The sequence below is a fragment of the Paenibacillus agaridevorans genome (assembly GCF_003112455.1).
Taxonomy (GTDB): domain Bacteria; phylum Bacillota; class Bacilli; order Paenibacillales; family Paenibacillaceae; genus Pristimantibacillus; species Pristimantibacillus agaridevorans.
In genome coordinates this window covers 287,716-307,390 of sequence record NZ_BDQX01000171.1, presented here as the reverse complement: position 1 = coordinate 307,390, position 19,675 = coordinate 287,716, and the positions used below count along the sequence as shown (strand labels likewise).

Annotated in this window: 17 protein-coding genes; 15 read left to right on the top strand and 2 right to left on the bottom strand. The window is 53.7% G+C overall.

From position 1 onward, the window contains the following. Nucleotides 1–326 precede the first annotated feature (326 nt). Nucleotides 327–2,504: a methyl-accepting chemotaxis protein gene (locus tag PAT3040_RS16295; protein WP_108993574.1), complete on the top strand. Its 2,178-nt coding sequence runs from the start codon at nucleotides 327–329 to the stop codon at nucleotides 2,502–2,504. Nucleotides 2,505–2,619: 115 nt separating this feature from the next. After that, on the top strand, nucleotides 2,620–4,458 hold the full coding sequence (locus tag PAT3040_RS16290; RefSeq protein WP_258235005.1) for a peptidoglycan D,D-transpeptidase FtsI family protein: 1,839 nt from the start codon (nucleotides 2,620–2,622) through the stop codon (nucleotides 4,456–4,458). A gap of 32 nt (nucleotides 4,459–4,490) precedes the next feature. On the opposite strand, the gene ytvI is transcribed toward PAT3040_RS16290, so the two are convergent. Beyond that, on the bottom strand, nucleotides 4,491–5,672 hold the full coding sequence (gene ytvI, locus PAT3040_RS16285; RefSeq protein ID WP_108993573.1) for a sporulation integral membrane protein YtvI: 1,182 nt from the start codon (nucleotides 5,670–5,672) through the stop codon (nucleotides 4,491–4,493). A gap of 181 nt (nucleotides 5,673–5,853) precedes the next feature. On the opposite strand from ytvI, the gene PAT3040_RS16280 reads away from it, so the two are divergent. Further along, entirely contained in the window at nucleotides 5,854–7,251 is a 1,398-nt protein-coding gene (locus PAT3040_RS16280; RefSeq protein ID WP_108993572.1) for a polysaccharide deacetylase family protein, read from the top strand. Nucleotides 7,252–7,410: 159 nt separating this feature from the next. Here the strand turns inward: PAT3040_RS16280 and ilvD are convergent, their stop codons facing one another. Next, the gene (ilvD, locus tag PAT3040_RS16275) at nucleotides 7,411–9,096 is read right to left on the bottom strand and encodes a dihydroxy-acid dehydratase (protein WP_087566444.1); all 1,686 of its coding nucleotides are present in this window, start codon (nucleotides 9,094–9,096) and stop codon (nucleotides 7,411–7,413) included. Nucleotides 9,097–9,365: 269 nt separating this feature from the next. Here ilvD and PAT3040_RS16270 point away from each other — a divergent pair, with 269 nt between their 5' ends. From PAT3040_RS16270 to PAT3040_RS38695, 12 genes are all read left to right on the top strand, one after another. Continuing rightward, nucleotides 9,366–10,070 (top strand): response regulator transcription factor, encoded by a 705-nt coding sequence (locus tag PAT3040_RS16270; RefSeq protein ID WP_219930291.1) that lies wholly within the window; start codon nucleotides 9,366–9,368, stop codon nucleotides 10,068–10,070. Further along, entirely contained in the window at nucleotides 10,060–11,160 is a 1,101-nt protein-coding gene (locus PAT3040_RS16265; protein ID WP_256975507.1) for a sensor histidine kinase, read from the top strand. Before PAT3040_RS16270 ends, PAT3040_RS16265 begins: the two co-directional genes overlap by 11 nt. A 101-nt stretch (nucleotides 11,161–11,261) precedes the next feature. Continuing rightward, nucleotides 11,262–12,206, top strand: coding sequence for a D-alanyl-D-alanine carboxypeptidase family protein (locus PAT3040_RS16260; RefSeq protein WP_181376656.1), 945 nt, complete (start codon nucleotides 11,262–11,264; stop codon nucleotides 12,204–12,206). A 164-nt stretch (nucleotides 12,207–12,370) separates the two neighbouring features. After that, the gene (locus PAT3040_RS16255; RefSeq protein ID WP_108993569.1) at nucleotides 12,371–12,676 is read left to right on the top strand and encodes an urease subunit gamma; all 306 of its coding nucleotides are present in this window, start codon (nucleotides 12,371–12,373) and stop codon (nucleotides 12,674–12,676) included. A gap of 57 nt (nucleotides 12,677–12,733) precedes the next feature. Beyond that, entirely contained in the window at nucleotides 12,734–13,102 is a 369-nt protein-coding gene (locus PAT3040_RS16250) for an urease subunit beta (RefSeq protein ID WP_108993729.1), read from the top strand. A 5-nt stretch (nucleotides 13,103–13,107) separates the two neighbouring features. After that, nucleotides 13,108–14,814, top strand: a complete 1,707-nt coding sequence (gene ureC, locus PAT3040_RS16245) for an urease subunit alpha (protein WP_373863951.1) — start codon at nucleotides 13,108–13,110, stop codon at nucleotides 14,812–14,814. Nucleotides 14,815–14,842: 28 nt separating this feature from the next. Then, the gene (locus PAT3040_RS16240; RefSeq protein ID WP_258235004.1) at nucleotides 14,843–15,535 is read left to right on the top strand and encodes an urease accessory protein UreF; all 693 of its coding nucleotides are present in this window, start codon (nucleotides 14,843–14,845) and stop codon (nucleotides 15,533–15,535) included. Between the two features lie 61 nt (nucleotides 15,536–15,596). Continuing rightward, nucleotides 15,597–16,325: an urease accessory protein UreG gene (gene ureG, locus PAT3040_RS16235; RefSeq protein WP_108993567.1), complete on the top strand. Its 729-nt coding sequence runs from the start codon at nucleotides 15,597–15,599 to the stop codon at nucleotides 16,323–16,325. Then, a complete protein-coding gene (locus PAT3040_RS16230; protein WP_258235003.1) occupies nucleotides 16,255–17,175 on the top strand; it encodes an urease accessory protein UreD in 921 nt (306 codons plus the stop codon). The genes ureG and PAT3040_RS16230 overlap by 71 nt, the downstream gene beginning before the upstream one ends. A 198-nt stretch (nucleotides 17,176–17,373) precedes the next feature. Beyond that, a complete protein-coding gene (locus PAT3040_RS16225) occupies nucleotides 17,374–18,282 on the top strand; it encodes an NAD(P)/FAD-dependent oxidoreductase (protein ID WP_108993566.1) in 909 nt (302 codons plus the stop codon). Between the two features lie 171 nt (nucleotides 18,283–18,453). Continuing rightward, nucleotides 18,454–18,906 carry a MarR family winged helix-turn-helix transcriptional regulator gene (locus tag PAT3040_RS16220; RefSeq protein WP_087566436.1) on the top strand — a complete coding sequence of 151 codons (453 nt, stop codon included), beginning with the start codon at nucleotides 18,454–18,456 and terminating at the stop codon, nucleotides 18,904–18,906. A 352-nt stretch (nucleotides 18,907–19,258) separates the two neighbouring features. Then, nucleotides 19,259–19,675: molybdopterin-dependent oxidoreductase (locus PAT3040_RS38695; RefSeq protein ID WP_258235002.1), on the top strand; the 417-nt coding region annotated here is incomplete at its 3' end.

The window sequence follows — 19,675 nt, the reverse complement described above, 5'->3', positions numbered from 1 at the left end:
TTCGATGTCGAATAGGCTCCATGGCCTACTCATGATCAAAAGCGGACTTTTTGAACCTGCTCTATTATTTATTAGGCCGCAGTGGTCGATAAGTAATAGATAGGAATAAGATGCTGGGTACATATCACTAGGTCGTGTCTGAAAACCCGCTCAGGGGCGTCTTTCACCGCCTTTCCGCCCCCTGCTTCGTCACTTTTGCTTGATGTACCCCCGGTACACCTTCACAAAAGTTCCTTGCATGGAACGAAAATTCGGCAAAATCTGCTCCCCTCGGAGTATTCAGACACGCCCTGGAATCAAAACTAACAAAGGCGGTGCAAAGCTTCATGTCAGACTTGAACAAAAATCATTCGGGCAAACAAAAAAAAGATAATGAGCGCTTAAAGGACGCATCCGGGAAAGACACTCCCGGCGGTTCTCTTGCTGGAATGGCAAAATCCTGGGGAGCCGGCTTAAAGGATGTAAAGCTAAAAAATCCGGTTAAATCCGTAGGGCTTAAACTTCTCTTGATTATTTCCGCAAGCATAATAGCTTGCGTAGCCATTGTCGGCATGTTGTCATATAACCAAGCGAAGCAGCTTGTAGAGCAGAACGTCTCCGAAGCGAGCCTGCAGACGATTAAGCAGGTTTCGAACAACTTGAACACGGTACTGCAGAACTACTCCGAATTATCTATGCAAATTTTGATCGATAAGGAAATTAAGGATGACTTGCAGGCATACTCGTCTAAGGGCGACGATTTCGAATCGTTAATGGCCGGCCGCGAGGCCGCAGACCGGGTGACTGCTCTCATTATGGGCAACAATACGATTTCCGGTGCGGCACTTGTTCCGGCCAATGCGGGCCTGAACCCGATCACGGCCGGCCTTGCGGATAGCGTGCTGCTTGGAAGCGCCCGAGATAAGGAATGGTTCCAGCAAGTCATTGAACTCGATGGGCGAGATATGTGGATTGCTCCGCAAGCAACTGGCATTGCTGCCGCTAAGGATGCATCGTCGATAGCTTTGGCGCGCCTTATTAAAAATGTTGGACAGGCCAGCGAAATGTTCGTGCTTGTCATTGAAATTCCATTAGAAAATATTATAAACCGATATCGAGACGTCGACCTGGGCAACGGAAGCCAGCTGTTTATTGTGAGCAATGAGAACGAATACATCGCACATAGCGATAAATCGTTAATCGGTCAACCTGCAGCCGTAACGCTGCCTGCCGATTCCGAGTCCGGCCGTCCAACGCTCAAGAGCACGGAAGGCGATCAGTTGCTGGCCGCCTACCAAACTTTCAATAACGTGAATTGGAAGCTCGTCGGTACGATTCCGGTAGAGGAGCTTGCCAAGCAAGCAGGAGGAATCCGAACCCTGACAATCTGGATGGTCGTGTTGGGCGCGATTATTGCGGTAGCGATCGGTCTGGTTGTTATTGCGACAGTCGCCAAACCGCTGGTTCGCCTGCGCAACTTGATGGTTGAAGGCGCTAGAGGCAACCTGACCGTACGTTCGAAAACAGGCAATCGTCAAGACGAAATCGGTGAGCTGTCGAACAGCTTTAACGATATGATGACGCAGATTCAAGCATTGGCCCTGCAAACGACGAGGTCGGCCGCAGAAGTGTTGACGACCGCTTCGGAGTTGACGGAAGCCTCGAAACAAACCTCGATCGCCGCCAAGGAGATTGCGGTTGCCACAGAAGAGATTGCAAACGGTGCGACGAGCCTGGCCGTTGAAGCGGAGAAGGGCAGCGATCTGACGATTCATATGAACGGACAGATGAAGGAAGTCATTACCGCCAATGAAGAGATGTCCAGCTCGGCGCTCGAAGTAGAGAAAGCAAGTCAGCAAGGGACCACTTATATGGGCGTACTGATCGAGAAAACCGGTACAACGGAAGAGATGACGCGTTCCATGGTCGAGAAGGTGGACGCGCTCAAGGAAAGTACAGGCTCGATCGTGAAAATTTTGGATGTGCTAAACAATTTGACGAAGCAGACGAATATCTTGTCTCTTAACGCCACGATTGAAGCTGCAAGAGCTGGAGCGGCCGGCAAAGGTTTTATGGTCGTAGCGGACGAAATTCGTAAACTTGCGGATCAATCCCGTCAATCGATCGATGTCGTAGCGCAAATCACAGCCAGAATTCAAGGCGAGATTGAAGAGACGGTCTCCGTATTGTCCGAAGCATACCCGCTGTTCCAAGAGCAGATTTCATCCGTTAAGGAAGCCAATGCGATCTTCCTGCAAGTGGAAGCGCAGATGGGAGAATTCTCCGGGAAGCTGGAGCAGGCCACAAATGCGGTAAGCGAGCTGGAGAAATCGCAGGACATCATGTCGGATGCGATGACAAGCGTCAGCGCCGTAGCGGAGCAGTCGTCCGCTACTTCGGAAGAAGTAGCATCGCTGAGCAGCGAGCAACTGTCGATCAGCGAAAGCCTGGTCCGCCTGTCGGACAAGCTGGATTCTGTATCGCGAGAGCTCAAGGAATCCTTGTCGAAGTTCAAGATGGATTGAGAAATCCATTCATAAAATGGATTCAGGTACCCCCGAGCAGCCGCTCGGGGGTATTGTTATCGTGCGAGGTTTGAGAGGTTGGCCGGGGTGGAACACTGTCAGCTAGGAGGTGCTGATGTTGCACTTGAAGCGGCTTGTTCTTACGGGACTCTGTATGAGCGTCCTGTTTATCGTATTGTTAGGCCGATTGGCATGGCTGCAGTTAATGCCTGGGCAGCACGGAAACGCGCCTGTTCACGGGATGATGCATCGGGACAGCTGGAAACGGATGGCTGTCGTCCAACGGCAGAGAAACTTAATTCTGGATACGGGACGAGGCGACTTTGTTGATCGGTACGGGACCCCGATTACAGGCGAAACGTATGAAACGGTTGCTTTATTTCCCGTCCAGCCGCAAGCAAGAGGAAAAGAGGCGGAGCTTTCGAAATTGGCGAAAGCTCTTGGCGTCGAACTGAAAGAATTGATCGCTCGATGGGATGCCATGACCGAACCGGATTTCTGGCGTCAAGCTAAGAACTCGGCTCCTTATCGGCTTACAGAGAAACAAAGCAAGGAGATAGTCGCGCTCCAGACGAACGGCGTAAGGGTGCTGCCCTACCGGAATCGTTATCTCGACAGCTTCGACGCCAAACATATTATCGGCTTCACGAGCCAGCATCCGGAGTGGCTGATGCGGGCGCATCCCAACGATTTGAAGGCGGGCAAAAGAACCTTGACGGAGCAAGTAGGCGGCTCCGGTCTGGAGAAATCGCTGGATTCGTTCCTTCATGGCGTTGGGGAGACGTCCGTTTCTTATTTCATCGACGGAAGAAACTCGCCGCTGCATGGGCTTGATCTGCGTATGCACGGGCCAAAGAACAGCTATTATCCGCTCAAAGCTGTAACGACGATCGATCTGGACCTTCAAAATGAGCTGGAAGCTTACGCCGATGCATCAGGCTTGAAGGAAGGAGCAATCGTCGTGCTGGATGCAGGCAACGCGGATATTGTGGCGATGGTATCCAGACCTAAGCTTCCCGACCGGTTCCAGAGTGCCGATGGGTCCGAATGGATCAATCACGCGTTGAAGGCTGTAGAGCCCGGTTCTATCTACAAGCTGGTAACGGCCGCAGCTGCCCTCGAGAATGGCGTTGTCCGCAAAGGTGAGATATTTCATTGCGACGGCGAATATGGTAAATATGGCTTGTCATGCTGGAAACACGGCGGTCATGGCGATCTTACGTTGGAGGAAGGACTGGCGCAATCCTGCAACATCGTGTTCGCTACGCTGGCAGAACGGCTTCGAGCGGAGCAGCTTGATCGAACGGCTGCGGCGCTGGGCGTGAAGGAGCGCATAGGCTGGCATAACGAAAAGAGCCAAGGCATGTTGTCTGCGGCATTCCGCCTTCTTCAAGAGGAGGAGAAGGGGAGATTGTTTGCAGGGGATCTGAATATGGTGGATGGAGGCATTATGGCACAAAGCGGGATTGGACAGAGGGATGTGAGGGTGACGCCGCTTCAGGCGGCCAACTTGATCGTAACGTTGCTTCACGGGGGAGAAGTGCTGGAGCCAAGATTAGTAAGCGAAATCGATTACGCCGATGGCGGCCGAATGATCGAATTTTCTTCGCGCAGGGATCGGGATTTAGGCGGCGCACGGATTCATCCATCGACCGCGAGGAAGCTGCTGCAAGGCATGGAGTCGGTCGTGGAGCATGGCACGGCTTCGTCTATCAAAGGGGGACGTTGGAAAGTAGCGGGGAAAACCGGCACGGCGGAGACGGCGAAGAACGGCGTACAGCTTAATCATCAATGGTTCGCGGGGTATGGACCGGTAGAGTCGCCGAAGTATGCGATTGCCGTCTTGGCTTCGAATCGGGCTGTGGGCAGTCGACATCTCGCAACGCAATTATTCGGCGGAGCCATGAATATCGCAGCCCGCCATTTGGAAAAGCCAAGTGGCGGGCTGCGATGAGAAAGATAAATGCCGAATGAATCGAACGAAGCCTATTTGTCGAGCTCCTTTAATCTGTCTACGAAAGGTTCCTTGCTTTTCGCGCGGCTAATGCTCGGTTCTATGTCTTGTACAGCGGTATCGTCGTCGTATTCGTCCACTGGCGTATGAATCCAGCGATGGAAGTAACCCTGGTCATACAATGACTTGACCAGTATAACAAGAATCGGGGATAAGATGACGCCTGCAAAGCCAAACAGCGAGAGCGAAATGATCATGAACGCCAGCATCGTGAACGCGGATACGCCCAGAGAGTCGCCAGTGATTTTTGGCTCCAGTATTTGCCTCGTCAGAATGACGACAAGCAGCAATACAGTCAGCCAGATGGCAAGCGATGTCTGCCCCACGATAAACAAGTAGATGATCCATGGGATAAACAAGGTGCTTACGCCAAGCAGCGGCAGCACGTCGAAGATTGCGGATACGATTGCGATGACGAAAGCGTTTTTGACGCCTAAGGCGATCAAAGCAATCAGAATGACAATAAAGGTGATCGAAATCATTTTGGCCTGTGCCTTTATGTACGATGCAATTCCTTTGAACACATTGTCGCGCAAGAAAAAGAAGGCGTTTTTAAACGTCTTGGGCGTCTTGTCGGAAGCGGTTCTCTTCCAAGATTTAATCTCGATGCTCAGGAAGTAGGCTAAAATGATTCCGACAACGAAATTAAAGATAAAGGACGAGAAGGAAGAAACATAGCCGATAAGGCCTCCCAGAAAAGCCGTGCCGAAGTTTTTCAGCATGTCCGACGCGCCTTGGATAAGATCCTTGGAGCTCTCCTCAATGTTGAAATCAGCAGGCAGCTTATCCAACTGGCCTTCCAATTGAGCCGACAGCTTGCCGATCTGCTCGGTCAAAATTTTCTGGTAGCGGGGGAAGTCCTCAATAAGCGCAGTGCCTTGCTTCGTAATCAGGTATGCGGCGCCCGTAAAAGCAGCCAGGATAAGCAGGGAAAACAGCATAATGGATATGCCCGATGCAATTGATTTGGGCATTCCCCACTTGTTCAGCTTGCGGGCGAGAGGTTCGATCATCAGGAAGATAATGAACGCGAAGATGATCGGGGTCGCGATGGAGTAGAAAAAACTGAACGCGTACATGGTCAGGAAGACGGTTAAGGCGATAAGACCGATGTCAAAGGCGGTTCTCCAATATTTTTTGTAAAAAGGCAGCACAGTATTCCCCACTTTCTTTTGAACGGATTAGGATTTGGCAGTCATTCCATAAAGATTGTACTATAGATTTCTTGAATTGTGCCTATTTTTTGACGAGGTATGATACAATTAGAGGTATTGTTATTGTTCTGAACCGCTACGCACTCATTGACAATTTCATCCAAACGGTGGGGATAACACAATGGAAAACTTATTCTTATGGGGATTCTACGTAATGACGTTCTATGCGTTTCTCCCTGGCCTCATTAGCCGCACATTCGGGTTCCGGGTGTTCAAACGCGGGAGGACAGAGCGAGAGATCGCTCTTACTTTTGACGACGGTCCCGACCCGCAATATACGCCCCAGTTGCTTGATCTTCTAGCGCGATTCGATGCGAAGGCCACCTTTTTCGTCGTAGGTTCGCATGCGGAGCAACACCCCGAACTTCTGCGCAGAATGGAAGCGGAAGGACATATCATCGGCATTCATAATTATGTCCATAAGTCGAATTGGGTTATGCGGCCGCGAACCGTGAAGCGTCAGATCGAACGCACCAACGATATCATCGAGCAGGCAACGGGCAAACGCGCCATCTATTACCGCCCGCCATGGGGAATCGTAAACGTGTTCGATTATTCCAATCTCGGTTACTTGCATATCATTTTGTGGTCGGCGCTGTTCGGGGATTGGCGCAAGCGGCTGGGAGCCGAACGGCTGAAGAAACGTATGATGAAAAAGCTTCGCCCCGGCGAGGTTCTGCTGCTCCACGATTGCGGAAGAACGTTGGGAGCCGACCAGGATGCGCCTCGCAATATGTTAATCGCGCTTGAATCGTATCTGGAGGAAGCCAAAGCGAGAGGTTTTCAATTCGTGGGCATCGACCGCATGATTAAGCTTACGGATGTACAACGCTCCAGGCATCGCTCCATCGTCAAACGTTTCGTCATATCGTTATGGCTGATGTGGGAGCAGGCCTTCCATGCGGTGTTTCGGCTTAAGAAGGTCGGAGAAAGCGAAATTCCCGCCTTCCATTACCGAGTGACTAAATATACCGGAGAGCCGGTGACCTTCGCAAATGGCAATGGGGTAAATAAAGGCGACGATATTGCGGAGATTCATTTTGACAACAAGCTGTTGTCCAGTATTGCCGCAACCTCCAAATCACCGCTTGCGACAGGTCTAAGGATTATCAGGGAAGTGGAGAACGCCCTGCCTGCACTGGCGAATCAGCTGGCCGAAGACGCGGCCGCGCATTCGATCAAAGCCGTATATGGCGTGACGATGATCCATCGTGGCGCAGATCGGTTGGGCTTCGAGGTGTTCCAGCTGCCGGAGGGGTGGTTCAAACGTTCCACACAGGTCTATTTGCGACTGCTGATGAAGGTGCTCGCCAATACGAAACAATACAAGGCAGGTCGGATCAAGGCGGCAAAAACGGAGATGGTTACGCCTCGCATGTTGTTTATGCCGGTCGAGCGCGTACAGGCTTATGCAACGGTAAGCATGGGCAAGCTGCATGAGGAAGCGGGACGACTGTCAGAGGCTGTGGAGCGCTCTATCGTCAGTGCGGCGGATGATGCCGCATCGCTGGGAACATAGCGGTATCAAGGACTAAAGGCTGTTATCCGAGAAGCTTTCTTCTTGGGTAGCAGCTTTTTGTGTTGTTTGGAGTCAGGCAATAGGAACGACAAAAAAGCCTCCACGCATGTTTTAAACAATGCATGGAGGCCGTCTGCGATATTATGGTTGCCAAGCAGCTTACATTTTCATTACGCCGCCCGTGCTGGCGGATGTAACGAGGTGAGCATAACGCGCGAGGTAGCCACGTTTGATTTTGAGCTCGAAGCCCGGCCATGCTGCACGGCGCTGTTCGAATTCTTCGTCGCTGATCAGCAGGTCCATCGTCCGGTTGTTCATGTCGATCTCGACGATATCGCCGTCTTGTACGAAAGCGATCGGTCCGCCCTCAGCTGCTTCCGGAGAAGCGTGGCCGATACTGATGCCGCGGGATGCTCCGGAGAAACGGCCGTCCGTAACCAAAGCAACTTTGGCGCCGAGTCCCATGCCGACGATCTGCGAAGTAGGAGCAAGCATCTCCGGCATGCCAGGGCCGCCCTTCGGTCCTTCGTAACGGATGATAACGACATGGCCTTCTTTGATTTTGCCGCCAGCGATACCGGCAAGCGCATCGTCCTGGGAGTCGAAGCAGATGGCAGGGCCTTTGTGATAGCCGCCAACCGACTTGTCGACCGCGCCTGTTTTGATGATTGCGCCGTTTGGAGCCAGGTTGCCGAACAATACGGCCAAGCCGCCGCGTTCGGTATGCGGATTATCGATGGGACGGATTACGTCGTGATTCTGAATGTCGCAGCCCTCTACGTTTTCGCGAAGCGTTTTGCCTGTTACGGTCATGCAATCGCCGTGAAGCGCGCCTTCCTTTTTGAGCAGCTCGTTCAGAACGGCGCTCACGCCGCCGGCATTGTGCACGTCCTCGATGTGCCAGTCGGAAGCTGGCGCGATCTTGGCCAGATGGGGCACACGCTCGGCAACTTCGTTAATGCGCTCGATCGGGTATTCGATGCCGGCTTCGTGCGCGATCGCCAACGTATGAAGCACGGTATTCGTAGAGCCGCCCATCGCCATGTCCACAGCGAACATGTTGTCGATCGCTTCCTTCGTGACGATGTCGCGAGGCTTAAGGTTCATCTCGATCAGCTTCATGAGCTGGCGAGCGGATTCCTTGACGAATTCTTTGCGCTCAGGCGATACGGCAAGAATCGTGCCGTTGCCCGGCATTGCAAGACCCATTGCTTCTGCAAGGCAGTTCATGGAGTTGGCCGTGAACATGCCGGAGCAGGAACCGCAAGTCGGACAGCCGTATTGCTCAAGCTCGAGCAATTGATCGTCGTTGATCTTGCCCGCTTGGTGCGCGCCTACGCCCTCGAATACGCTGGAGAGGGAGATGGAACGGCCATCAGACGTCTTGCCGGCCTTCATGGGACCGCCGCTGACCATAACCGTCGGGATATTGACACGGAGAGCGCCCAGCATCATGCCTGGAGTAATCTTGTCGCAGTTCGGGATGCACACCATGCCGTCGAACCAGTGTGCGTTTACGACCGTCTCGACGGAATCCGCGATGATCTCGCGGCTTGCGAGGGAGTAACGCATGCCGATATGGCCCATTGCGATGCCGTCGTCGACGCCGATCGTATTAAATTCGAACGGAACGCCGCCGGCTTCGCGGATCGCTTCCTTGACCAGCTTGCCGAATTCCTGCAAGTGGACATGGCCTGGAACGATGTCGATATAGGAGTTGCACACCGCGATGAACGGTTTGCCGAAATCTTCGTCTTTAACGCCTGCAGCGCGGAGCAGGCTGCGGTGAGGTGCGCGGTCGAAGCCTTTTGTAATCATGTCTGAACGCATTCTTTTGGCCGCCATAATAATGAGTACCCCCTTTAATATTGGCGAGGACGCTGCTCGCGCCTCGAAATAAAACGATAACCTTTATAAAATATCAATAGCTACTATTTTATCATAACGGACAAGCATTGGCTACAAGCATGGCAGAATGCCCAAGGTTCATAATAAAACATTAAGAATGGCTTAAACTTGCTGAAGTTTCGCTGAGGCCGATAGTTTTCCGCCGAGGCATGCGGTATAGTGAATGGCAAAGGGACTACTCGTAATTAACAAGGAGGATGAATCTGGTGGAAAGACGCGTATTAATCGTAGACGATGAACGCGAGATCGCGGAATTGATCGAAATTTATCTTCGTAATGAAGGCTTTCAGACTGCTATCGCATGCGATGGCGAACAGGCGCTGGAGATGTACGAGCGCGACCCGTTCGATCTCGTCGTGTTGGATATTATGATGCCTAAAATGGACGGACTCGAATTATGCCGCAAGCTGCGCAAGGATCAGAACGTACCCATCCTTATGGTGAGCGCGAAGACGCAGGATATGGACAAAATCATGGGGCTGATGACAGGGGCGGACGACTACATGGCGAAACCGTTTAACCCCATGGAGCTTATTGCTCGCGTACGCTCGCTCCTGCGCCGCTCGTACCAATACAGCAAGCCCGAGGGAGCAGGATCTGGCCGCGATGTCAGCAAGGAGCTTCGCCTGGGACAGCTCAGAATCGATAAGCTAAGCCATACCGCGGATGTGGACGGCAGGTCGCTGCAGTTGACCTCGACCGAGTTCGGCATCCTTTATCTACTCGCCAGCCAACCGGGAAGAGTGTTCAGCGCGGAGGATATTTTTCAGCAAGTATGGAAGGAAAAGTATTTCGAGTCCAATAACACCGTGATGGTTCATATCAGCAAGCTGAGGGATAAGCTGGAGAAGGAGCTCGGCGAAAAACTGATTGTGACGGTATGGGGGGTCGGCTACAAAATTGAAGGATAATTTCGCTGCGCGCCTGATGTGGCGCTCTGTGCTCAATCTCATAGCGAGCGCGGTGCTCGCATTGATCTGCTTGTCGCTCCTGTTCGCCGTCACGTTGTTTTTAACCAACACATTGCCCGGCTTGGGTTTCGTAAGGGCCGTCGGAGAAGCTTTTGTCAACGGTACGGGATCGATTGGCATGATTTTTTTGTGGGGCGTATTATTCCTGATCTGGTTCTTGACGCTGCAATGGTTCCTGTTCGCGCCGCTGGGCAAGGTTAACGATGCCATTACGAGAGTGGCGGACGGACAGCTCGATCTTAATCACCAAATCCCGGTTCGATCCGGCGTGTTCGGAATATTGGCGGGAAACGTCAATCGATTGTCGCATCGGCTGCAGCTTGCCCTGGACGAGGAACGCCGCGCGGAGCAGACGAAAAACGAGCTTATCACGAATGTATCCCATGACCTGCGCACGCCGCTCACCTCCGTGGTCGGCTACCTGGGTCTGATCGAGCAGGATGGTTACAGGGATGAAGTGGAGCTTCGGCATTATGTCAGCATCGCGTACGACAAATCGCAGCGGCTGCACGAGCTGATTAACGATTTGTTCGAATACACGCGTATGCGGCACGACACGATCGCGCTCAAGACATCCCCTATCAATCTAGTCGAGATGCTCGGCGAATTACTCGTACAGTATCGCGTTCCGCTGCAGGAAGCGGGCATGGAGAGCGGGATGAAAAGCGCCGAGACGACGATCATGGTTCAGGCGGACGCGGCAAAGCTGGTGCGCGTCTTTGAGAACCTGATCTCCAACGCCATGACGTACGGCAAGGAGGGGAAACGCGTGGACGTCGTCGTGCGATCCGGATCGGGTCCTTCCGTCGTTGCCGAAGTGGTGAACTACGGGGAAGCCATTCCGGCAGTGGACCTGCCTTATCTGTTCGACCGATTTTACCGGGGCGACAAGTCGCGTACGCAATGGTCCGGCGGCTCGGGGCTCGGACTTGCGATCTCGAAAAGCATTATAGAGAAACACGGCGGGATGATTGATGTCGTGAGCAATTCCGAATACACTTCATTCCGGGTTACTTTACCCAAAATTTAAACAGGATTTAAGAATTTTTTATGATTCGCTTTCGGTCTCTTTAAGTTTGTCGGTCTATACTTCTATCTATAGACAAGTTCGAAGGGAGAACGATGACCGACATGAGATATGAAACGAGACGCAGGAGCGGCGGCGGAATATGGCAGATTGCAGTGATGGCCGCTATCGCTGCAGCCATATATATGGGATATCAGAAATTGCAAGGCGGGGTTAGCGCGGATCAGCTGAATGTAAATGCCGCTTCGGCGATCCTGATCGATGCAACGACAGGAGAAGTGATGTATGCCAAAAACGCCGATACGCCGATGGCGCCCGCGAGCATGTCCAAGATGATGACGGAAATCCTCGTTCTGGACGGCATTCACGGAGGAACGCTCAAATGGCAGGATCCCGTCACGGCAAGCCTTTATGCAGCGCAGGTGCCCGGGGCGAGATTGGGGCTCAATCACGGCGACGTCACAACCGTTCGGGAGCTGTTCGACGCGATGACGATCTATTCGGCAAATGACGCCGCTGTCGCACTAGCAGAGCATGTCGGCGGTTCGGAAACGGCGTTTACGGAGCTGATGAACGATCGGGCCGCGCGAATCGGCTTGTCCGAAGAAGCTGTATTTGGCAACGCCTCCGGCCTTAGCCTATCCGATATTTCGCATTTGGAGGGGGCTGCGGCTGAGAGGGATACGCTGCTTACGGCACATGATACCGCAAAACTTGCAGGATATTTGATCGGCAAATATCCGGAGGTGCTTGAGGTGACAAGTCGCCGGAGCGTCAAGGTGCCGACGAAGGGACAGACATTCGCCGCAACGAATTGGATGCTGGAGGATCAGCCTTACGCTTATCCCGGCAATGACGGTCTAAAGACGGGTTATACGCCTGTCGCGGGTTATTGCTTTACAGGGACTGCGAAACGGGATGGCAAGAGGCTCATTTCCGTCGTTATGGGAGCCTCGAGCAAAGAGGAACGATTTACGGAAACGATTGCGTTGTACGATTTGGGCTTCGGTTCTTCGGGTAGAGGAATCCAGGCGGCTAGTGGAAGATAATGGTTGTAAGGTATTTATCGATCCGAGTCTATCTTTTAAGAGAAGACTCGGATTTTTGTTATTTTTCAGAAAAACATGTTATGTATTCTAACATAAAAAGATTTACTTCCTTCCGATTGCACACTATAATTAAGGTAATTTTAGGGTAAGAGGTGATAGCTCGCATGCAACTGACAGACCGGGAGAAGGAGAAACTATTAATAACGATTGCAGCGGATCTGGCCAGACGCCGGCTGAACCGCGGAGTCAAGCTGAATTACCCCGAAAGCGTAGCACTCATAACATCCGAGGTACTGGAAGGAGCGCGGGACGGCATGACGGTCGCGCAGCTTATGAATTACGGCACAAAGGTGCTGCGCAAGGAACAGGTGATGAACGGTATCGCGGAAATGCTTCACGAGGTGCAGGTGGAAGCGACGTTTCCGGATGGAACGAAGCTTGTTACGATTCACCATCCCATAACGGGATAGCCGGGCAGTGGTCGTTCGTTCATAGTAGGGACGGATTGTCGATGAGGGGGTTCGATGTTGCTACCAGGAGAATATAGAACGGCGGAAGGCGACATTGAGCTCAATGCAGGGCGCCGGAAGGCGTCGCTTATTGTCGTGAATACGGGGGATCGGCCCGTGCAGGTGGGATCCCACTATCATTTTTTTGAATGCAATCGTGCATTGTCGTTTAATCGAGAGGAAGCTTTCGGTATGCGGCTCGATATAGCGGCTGGTACGGCTGTCCGGTTCGAACCGGGCGAAGAGAAGCCGGTCGCGCTGGTAGAGCTGGGCGGAGCCAGGTTGTCGTATGGGTTGAACGGACTTAGCGACGGTCCCGCGATCGCAGGCGATATGCCCCGGGAAGTGAAGGAACGGCTTGCCGCATGGGAGGGGAAAAAGCCGTGAGCAGAATGAATCGCAAGAGCTACGCGGCCATGTTCGGCCCTACGACGGGCGATGCCGTTAGATTGGCTGACACAGAACTATGGGCAGTCGTCGAGCGAGACTATACCGTATACGGCGACGAGTGCAAGTTCGGCGGCGGCAAGGTCATTCGCGACGGAATGGGCCAGTCCAGCGGGGCGCTGCGTGATGAAGGCGTGTTGGATACGATTATTACGAATGCGCTCATTATTGATCATTGGGGTATCGTCAAGGCCGATATCGGCCTCAGGGACGGCATGATTGTCGGTATCGGCAAAGGGGGCAATCCCGATATTATGGATGGCGTGGATCCCGGCATGATTGTCGGGGCCAGCACGGAAGTCATCGCAGGCGAAGGCAAAATCATTACGGCCGGCGGGATAGACGCGCATATTCATTTTATATGTCCGCAGCAGATTGAGACGGCGCTTTCGTCGGGAGTGACGACGATGATCGGAGGCGGAACGGGACCCGCGACAGGGACGAATGCCACGACGGTGACGCCGGGCGCTTGGCACATGCGCCGCATGCTGGAGGCGGCGGAGGCGTTCCCGATGAACATCGGGTTCACGGGCAAAGGCAACGCTTCGATGCCAGGGCCTCTCGTGGAACAGATCGAAGCGGGCGCGATCGGTCTCAAGCTTCACGAGGACTGGGGAACGACGCCGGCGGCCATAGATGCTTGCTTGCAGGCCGCGGATATGTACGATATCCAGGTTGCCATTCATACCGACACGCTGAACGAAGCCGGCTTCGTGGAAGATACGCTGGCTGCGATCGGCGGCAGAACGATTCATACGTATCATACCGAAGGCGCCGGCGGGGGGCATGCGCCCGATATTATCGTTGCCGCCGGTCATCCCAACGTCTTGCCTTCCTCGACCAATCCGACGCGGCCATTTACGATCAATACGATCGAAGAGCATCTGGACATGCTGATGGTATGCCATCATCTCGACAGCAGCATTCCCGAGGATGTAGCGTTCGCGGACTCCCGGATCCGGCCCGAGACGATCGCGGCCGAAGACATTCTGCACGACTTGGGCGTCTTCAGCATGATCAGCTCCGACTCGCAGGCGATGGGGCGCGTGGGCGAGGTGGTCATCCGTACGTGGCAGACGGCTCACAAGATGAAGGAACAGCGCGGACCGCTAGCTCCGGATATCGAAGGCGCGGACAACTTCCGGATCAAACGTTATATCGCCAAATACACCATCAATCCAGCCATTACGCACGGCATCTCCCATCTTGTCGGCTCCATCGAAGTCGGCAAGCTGGCGGATCTCGTCTTCTGGCAGCCGATGTTCTTCGGAGTGAAACCGGATCTGGTGCTCAAGGGCGGCTCGATCGCCTACGCGCAGATGGGGGATCCGAACGCGTCGATCCCGACGCCGCAGCCCGTATTCGGCAGGCCGATGTTCGCGGCCTTCGGCAAAGCGGTTCACGCCAGCTGCGTAACCTTCGTGTCGCAAGCCGCTTACGATCGTGGCATTGCCGAGGAGCTGGGACTCCAGAAGCGGGTGGAGCCGGTGAAAGGCTGCCGGTCCATCGGTAAGAAGGACATGATCCATAATGACGGAACGCCGGAACTTGCCGTGGATCCGGAGACGTATCGGGTTACGGTTGACGGCGAGCATGTGACGTGCGAGCCGGCGACGGTGCTGCCGATGGCTCAGCGATACTTCTTGTTCTAGAGCCGAAGGCTGCGGGAAGGGGAGTTATATGAACGATTCAACTCGTCTGATGGCGATGCAGCAGCTGCTGGATTCAGCACTTCCGATCGGCGGCTTCTCCCATTCCTTCGGTCTGGAGACGCTGGTGCAGAATGGACGGATCCGAACATCCGCCGAGCTGTTCGACTTCGCTTCCGCGATGCTTATGCAAAGCTGGGCAACGAGCGATGTTCTTCTTGTAAAAGCCGTTTATCGAGATGTCTCTGATGGTCAGTGGGATAGGCTCTGTGCTGCGGAGCGAAGGATTCATGCGCAGAGATTGTCCTCCGAGACGCGGAGCGGCATCGAGAAGATGGGGCGCCGGCTCCTGCAGCTTGGGGGAAAGCTGTTTCCCTCCTTCGATTGGACGCCGCTCCATGCGGCTGTGGCAGACGGCCGATGCTGCGGCAGTCATCCGCTCGTCTTCGGGTACGCCTGCTGCCGGCTGGATATTCGCTGCGAAGCGGCGATGAGCGGTTTCCTGTACACGAGCATCGTTCATTGCGTCAACAGCGCGCTCAGACTGATGTCGATCGGGCAGACGGAGGGGCAGGTGCTGATCGCGCGCCTGACGCCATTAATCGAAGACGCGCTCGATCTTGCACAAGGTCTCGAACCGGAGGATGCCTACAATAATATGCCTATGGCAGAGCTCGGCATGATGGGACACGAGCGTCTCTACTCCAGATTGTTTATGTCTTGACGGCGGCATTATGTCGGAACGCGAACGTATGCAAGCAACTTTAACCAAGGGGGAATCTGCAATGTGCCAGGGACAAGGACATACGCATGCGCATGGAGGGTGGGAAAGTCCGGAGATCGAACCGGGGAGGCCGATTCGGATCGGAATCGGCGGACCGGTAGGCTCCGGCAAGACGGCGCTGGTGGAAAGACTGACAAGAGAGCTTCACGAGAAATATAGCGTTGCGGTCATTACGAACGATATTTATACCAAGGAAGACGCGCGTATTCTGTTCCACAATGGCGTACTTCCCGAGGACCGGATTATCGGCGTGGAGACGGGCGGCTGTCCGCATACGGCCATTCGCGAGGACGCCTCGATGAATTTCGAAGCGATCGAAGAGCTGGAGCGCAGATTTGATCCGCTGGAGCTGATCTTTATCGAGAGCGGCGGCGACAATTTGGCGGCGGCATTTAGCCCCGAGCTTGTGGACCGGTTCATCTATATTATCGACGTAGCCCAAGGGGAAAAGATTCCGCGCAAAGGCGGTCCCGGCATTATGCGCTCCGATCTGCTGATTATTAACAAAATCGATCTTGCGCCGTATGTCGGGGCAAGCCTCAAAGTGATGGAAGAGGATTCCTTGCGCATGCGCGGCGATCGGCCGTTCGTGTTTTCCAACCTTAGAGGAGAAGACGGACTGAACGAAATCGTTGCATGGCTGGAGCACGAGATCGCCCATGCCCGCGGCCATGATCATTCGCATATCATTCGCATCGATTCCCTCTCTTCCTCCCATTCGCATGGCTGATGCGGCGAAACCTCAAGAGGCGGGGCAACGTTCCGTATTGCGAGCCACCTTCAGGCATAACGGCGTCGGTACGGAGCTGATAGAGAAGTACCATACGGCGCCGGTCAAAATCGCAAAAGCTTTCCCCGTCCAGAAACAGCTGGCGGTGATCGTCATGGACGTGTCTCCAGGCATGTTGGAGGGAGATGTCTACGAGATGGAGTGGACCGCGGGCTCCCGGACGCACACAATGATAACGAATCAGTCCTTCATGAAGATCCATCCTTGCTACGGAGGCGGCACCGCTTCGCTTACGCAGACCTTCGACCTGGAAGCGGGAGCCGTCATGGAAAACATGCCGGAGCCCGTCATGCTGTACAAGGAGGCGTCATTGCTGAGCGATACAACGATTCGGCTATCCGCCGGCTCCGTCTGGATGGGAGCCGATGTGCTTTGTCCCGGCCGCGGGCTGCGGGGGGAACGTTTCGTCTATCGCGACTACGATAATCGATTGTCTGTCTATCTGGGCGAGGAGTTGATCTTTGCCCAGCGACAATGGATCAACCCTGCGCGGCAGCGGCTGCAAGCGAAGGGGAGCTGGGAGAAAGCGACGCATTGGGCGTATTTTTACGTATTCTCGGATGAGGTTGGGGGCGAGCTTGTCAATAAGCTTCAAGCAACCATCGACGGATACGAATCCCCCGCAGCTCATAACGTGACTGCTGCAGCATCCTTGACCTACAAGCATGGCGCTGTCGTGTCCGCCTGCTCTACGGCAGCTTGGCCGCTGCAGGAGCTGATGCGCCTGCTGTGGGATACTACCCGGGACGCTCTCTTCGGGATGCCTCCGCTCAGGCTGCTGCAAGGTTAAAGGAACTCGACTTGCTTTTGTCGTCGTATCCGAACAAATTCGCAGTTGCATAATGTTATGATAAAGGTTATTATAGAGTCATTAAATCCATGATACAAAAACGGCATCAACCTTCCTTGTAATAAGGTTGATGTATCGTTTTTGGTCAAATAACGGATATTAAAGCTCTGTAATAGATCTTATGAGGAGGAGAAACTTATGTATTATGATGTTGCGATTATCGGAGGAGGACCTGCGGGGCTTAACGCCGCTCTGGTGTTGGGCAGAGCCAGAAGGAGCGTCGCGCTTATCGACAACGGCAAACCAAGGAACGCCGTGACTCATTCTTCCCACGGCTTTATTACCAGAGACGGCATCAAGCCTGCAGAGTTCAGGCGGATTGCTTACGAAGAGGTGCTCCGTTACCCATCGGTTCAACATTGGAAGGACGAAGCGGTCGATATTAAAAGAACGACGGATGGTTTCGACGTTCGTACGGTTACGGGCGAAACCTTGCGGGCGCGCAGAATCATACTTGCGTTGGGACTTAGAGAGGAGCTTCCCGCGATCGAAGGGGTAAAGGAGTTGTATGGAAAAAGCTTGTTCGTATGTCCGTTCTGCGACGGCTGGGAGCTGAGAGATACTCCGCTTGTCCTACTGTCGGATCTGCCCGCAGCGTTCCATGCGGCCAAGCTGCTGCTGAATTGGAGCAAGGATATCGTTGTCTGCACGAACGGGGGCGACAATCTGTCGGAGGAGCAGCGTCGCGTTCTCGTTTCCCGGGGCATCCGGATCGTGGACACGCCGGTAAGCCGTTTGGAAGGGCATGAAGGTAAGCTGGAGCGTGTTTATTTCGCCGACGGCACGTTTGTCGAGAGGAGCGGCGGCTTTATCGGACCGGCCCAACTGCCCAATGCGCGATTCGAGGAGGCGTTAGGCTATGAGATGAATTCGTCGGGAGCCATTCGGACAGACGAGATGGGAAGGACGGCTGCTCCAGGCGTATATGCGGCCGGCGATTCGGCCTACGTTATGCCTTCTCAATTGATTTTGGCCGCGGCTTCGGGGAGCAAGGCTGCCATGGCCGTCATGTCGGATTGGCTGGAAGAAGAATGGCGGGAAGCGTAATCGCGTCGGCTGATCTTAACACTGCGCCAATTCCGCTGAGACATGATCGTTCTTCGACAATCGTCACTCCTTCGGAATAATTGCCTGCGAAAACGTTGACGCTATAGGGAGGCCAGTCTATACTGATTTCAAGATGAATACAGGTATAGATCCGGATGGGAGTGGCGTTCGTTGAACGAAAGCAATGGAAGACGTTATGCTCTGATGAAGGAGCTGGACGATATATTCCGCGAGGTGCGGAAGCTCATTATCGCGGAATGGAATCGGCACAACGTGCATGGGCTTAATATGACGCATGGCCGGATGCTCATTATTTTGTCCGAGACGGGAGCGATTCGTTCTTCCGAGCTTGCCGAGAGACTATCCATCACCAACGGAGGCGTGACGGGAATCGCGGACAGACTCATCGATCTCGGGTTCGTAAAGCGCGAGCGGAGTGAGCGGGACAGGCGTGCAGTGCAGCTTATGCTGACCGAGCAAGGCAAGGCGGTCGTCGGCGAGATGATGAAAACTCGGGAGCGGGTTATGATGAAGTTGTTCCATAATTTGAGCGAAGAGTCGATGACCGCGGGCATCGAACTGTTTCGACAGATGAGCGTGAACATGGCGGAAGCGCAAGAGTAAGTGGACGCCGAATGTTATCAAATTTAAGTCGGGCAAAATCAAAGTATTTAATCCGTTAGCGCAATAGAACAGGAATGATCGTTTACGTAACCGGCTGCCACTCGCAGCTGGTTTGCTTGTTGTATAGGAAATTATGCGACTCCCCAGACTTGTGAACATAAGATTAAAAATCTAACAGACACCAGCGACGCTATTTGTCCGATTTAAACCTCAAACAAAATCTAACAGACAGGAAAGACGCTATTCGGTCGAAATGGAGCTAATTTGCGCTATGATGATGGCAATAATGTCGTGTATGTCCGTTAGCGAGCGGAAGCTCGGGTTGATTACCCTCTAGGAGTGTGAGCAGAAGATGAATAACAAAGCGGAAAGACTGAAGAAGGTTTCCCCCAAGCTGCCTCAGGCGCCTGCGGAAATTGCCCATCGCGTGCCGCCGGGCCAGACGGTGACGGAACGGTTCCCAATCCTGCACGAAGGAGACGTGCCGGAATACGATCTTGCATCCTGGAAGCTTCGCGTGTTCGGCGAAGTGGAACAGGAGAAGACGTTCTCCTTCGACGAACTCCTCGCTTTGCCGCAGACCAAAGTGCATTGCGACATCCATTGCGTCACGCGTTGGTCGAAGCTGGATACGGACTGGGAAGGGATCAAGTTCTCCGAATTGCTGCCGCTGCTGGGAGCGAAGCCGGAAGCCCGCTACGTCATGATCCATGCGGACGAAGATTACGAGACGAATATTCCGCTTGCGGATCTGCTTCGCGAAGACGTT

Bases quoted from the DNA above. Each gene is read 5' to 3' on its own strand.
- PAT3040_RS16240 (WP_258235004.1), top strand. From the start codon at position 14,843: ATGAACGATTCAACTCGTCTGATGGCGATGCAGCAGCTGCTGGATTCA.
- PAT3040_RS16260 (WP_181376656.1), top strand. From the start codon at position 11,262: ATGAGATATGAAACGAGACGCAGGAGCGGCGGCGGAATATGGCAGATT.
- PAT3040_RS16230 (WP_258235003.1), top strand. From the start codon at position 16,255: ATGCCCGCGGCCATGATCATTCGCATATCATTCGCATCGATTCCCTCT.
- PAT3040_RS16290 (WP_258235005.1), top strand. From the start codon at position 2,620: ATGTTGCACTTGAAGCGGCTTGTTCTTACGGGACTCTGTATGAGCGTC.
- PAT3040_RS16295 (WP_108993574.1), top strand. From the start codon at position 327: ATGTCAGACTTGAACAAAAATCATTCGGGCAAACAAAAAAAAGATAAT.
- PAT3040_RS16280 (WP_108993572.1), top strand. From the start codon at position 5,854: ATGGAAAACTTATTCTTATGGGGATTCTACGTAATGACGTTCTATGCG.
- ureC (WP_373863951.1), top strand. From the start codon at position 13,108: ATGAATCGCAAGAGCTACGCGGCCATGTTCGGCCCTACGACGGGCGAT.
- PAT3040_RS16225 (WP_108993566.1), top strand. From the start codon at position 17,374: ATGTATTATGATGTTGCGATTATCGGAGGAGGACCTGCGGGGCTTAAC.
- ureG (WP_108993567.1), top strand. From the start codon at position 15,597: ATGTGCCAGGGACAAGGACATACGCATGCGCATGGAGGGTGGGAAAGT.
- ilvD (WP_087566444.1), bottom strand. From the start codon at position 9,096: ATGGCGGCCAAAAGAATGCGTTCAGACATGATTACAAAAGGCTTCGAC.
- PAT3040_RS16255 (WP_108993569.1), top strand. From the start codon at position 12,371: ATGCAACTGACAGACCGGGAGAAGGAGAAACTATTAATAACGATTGCA.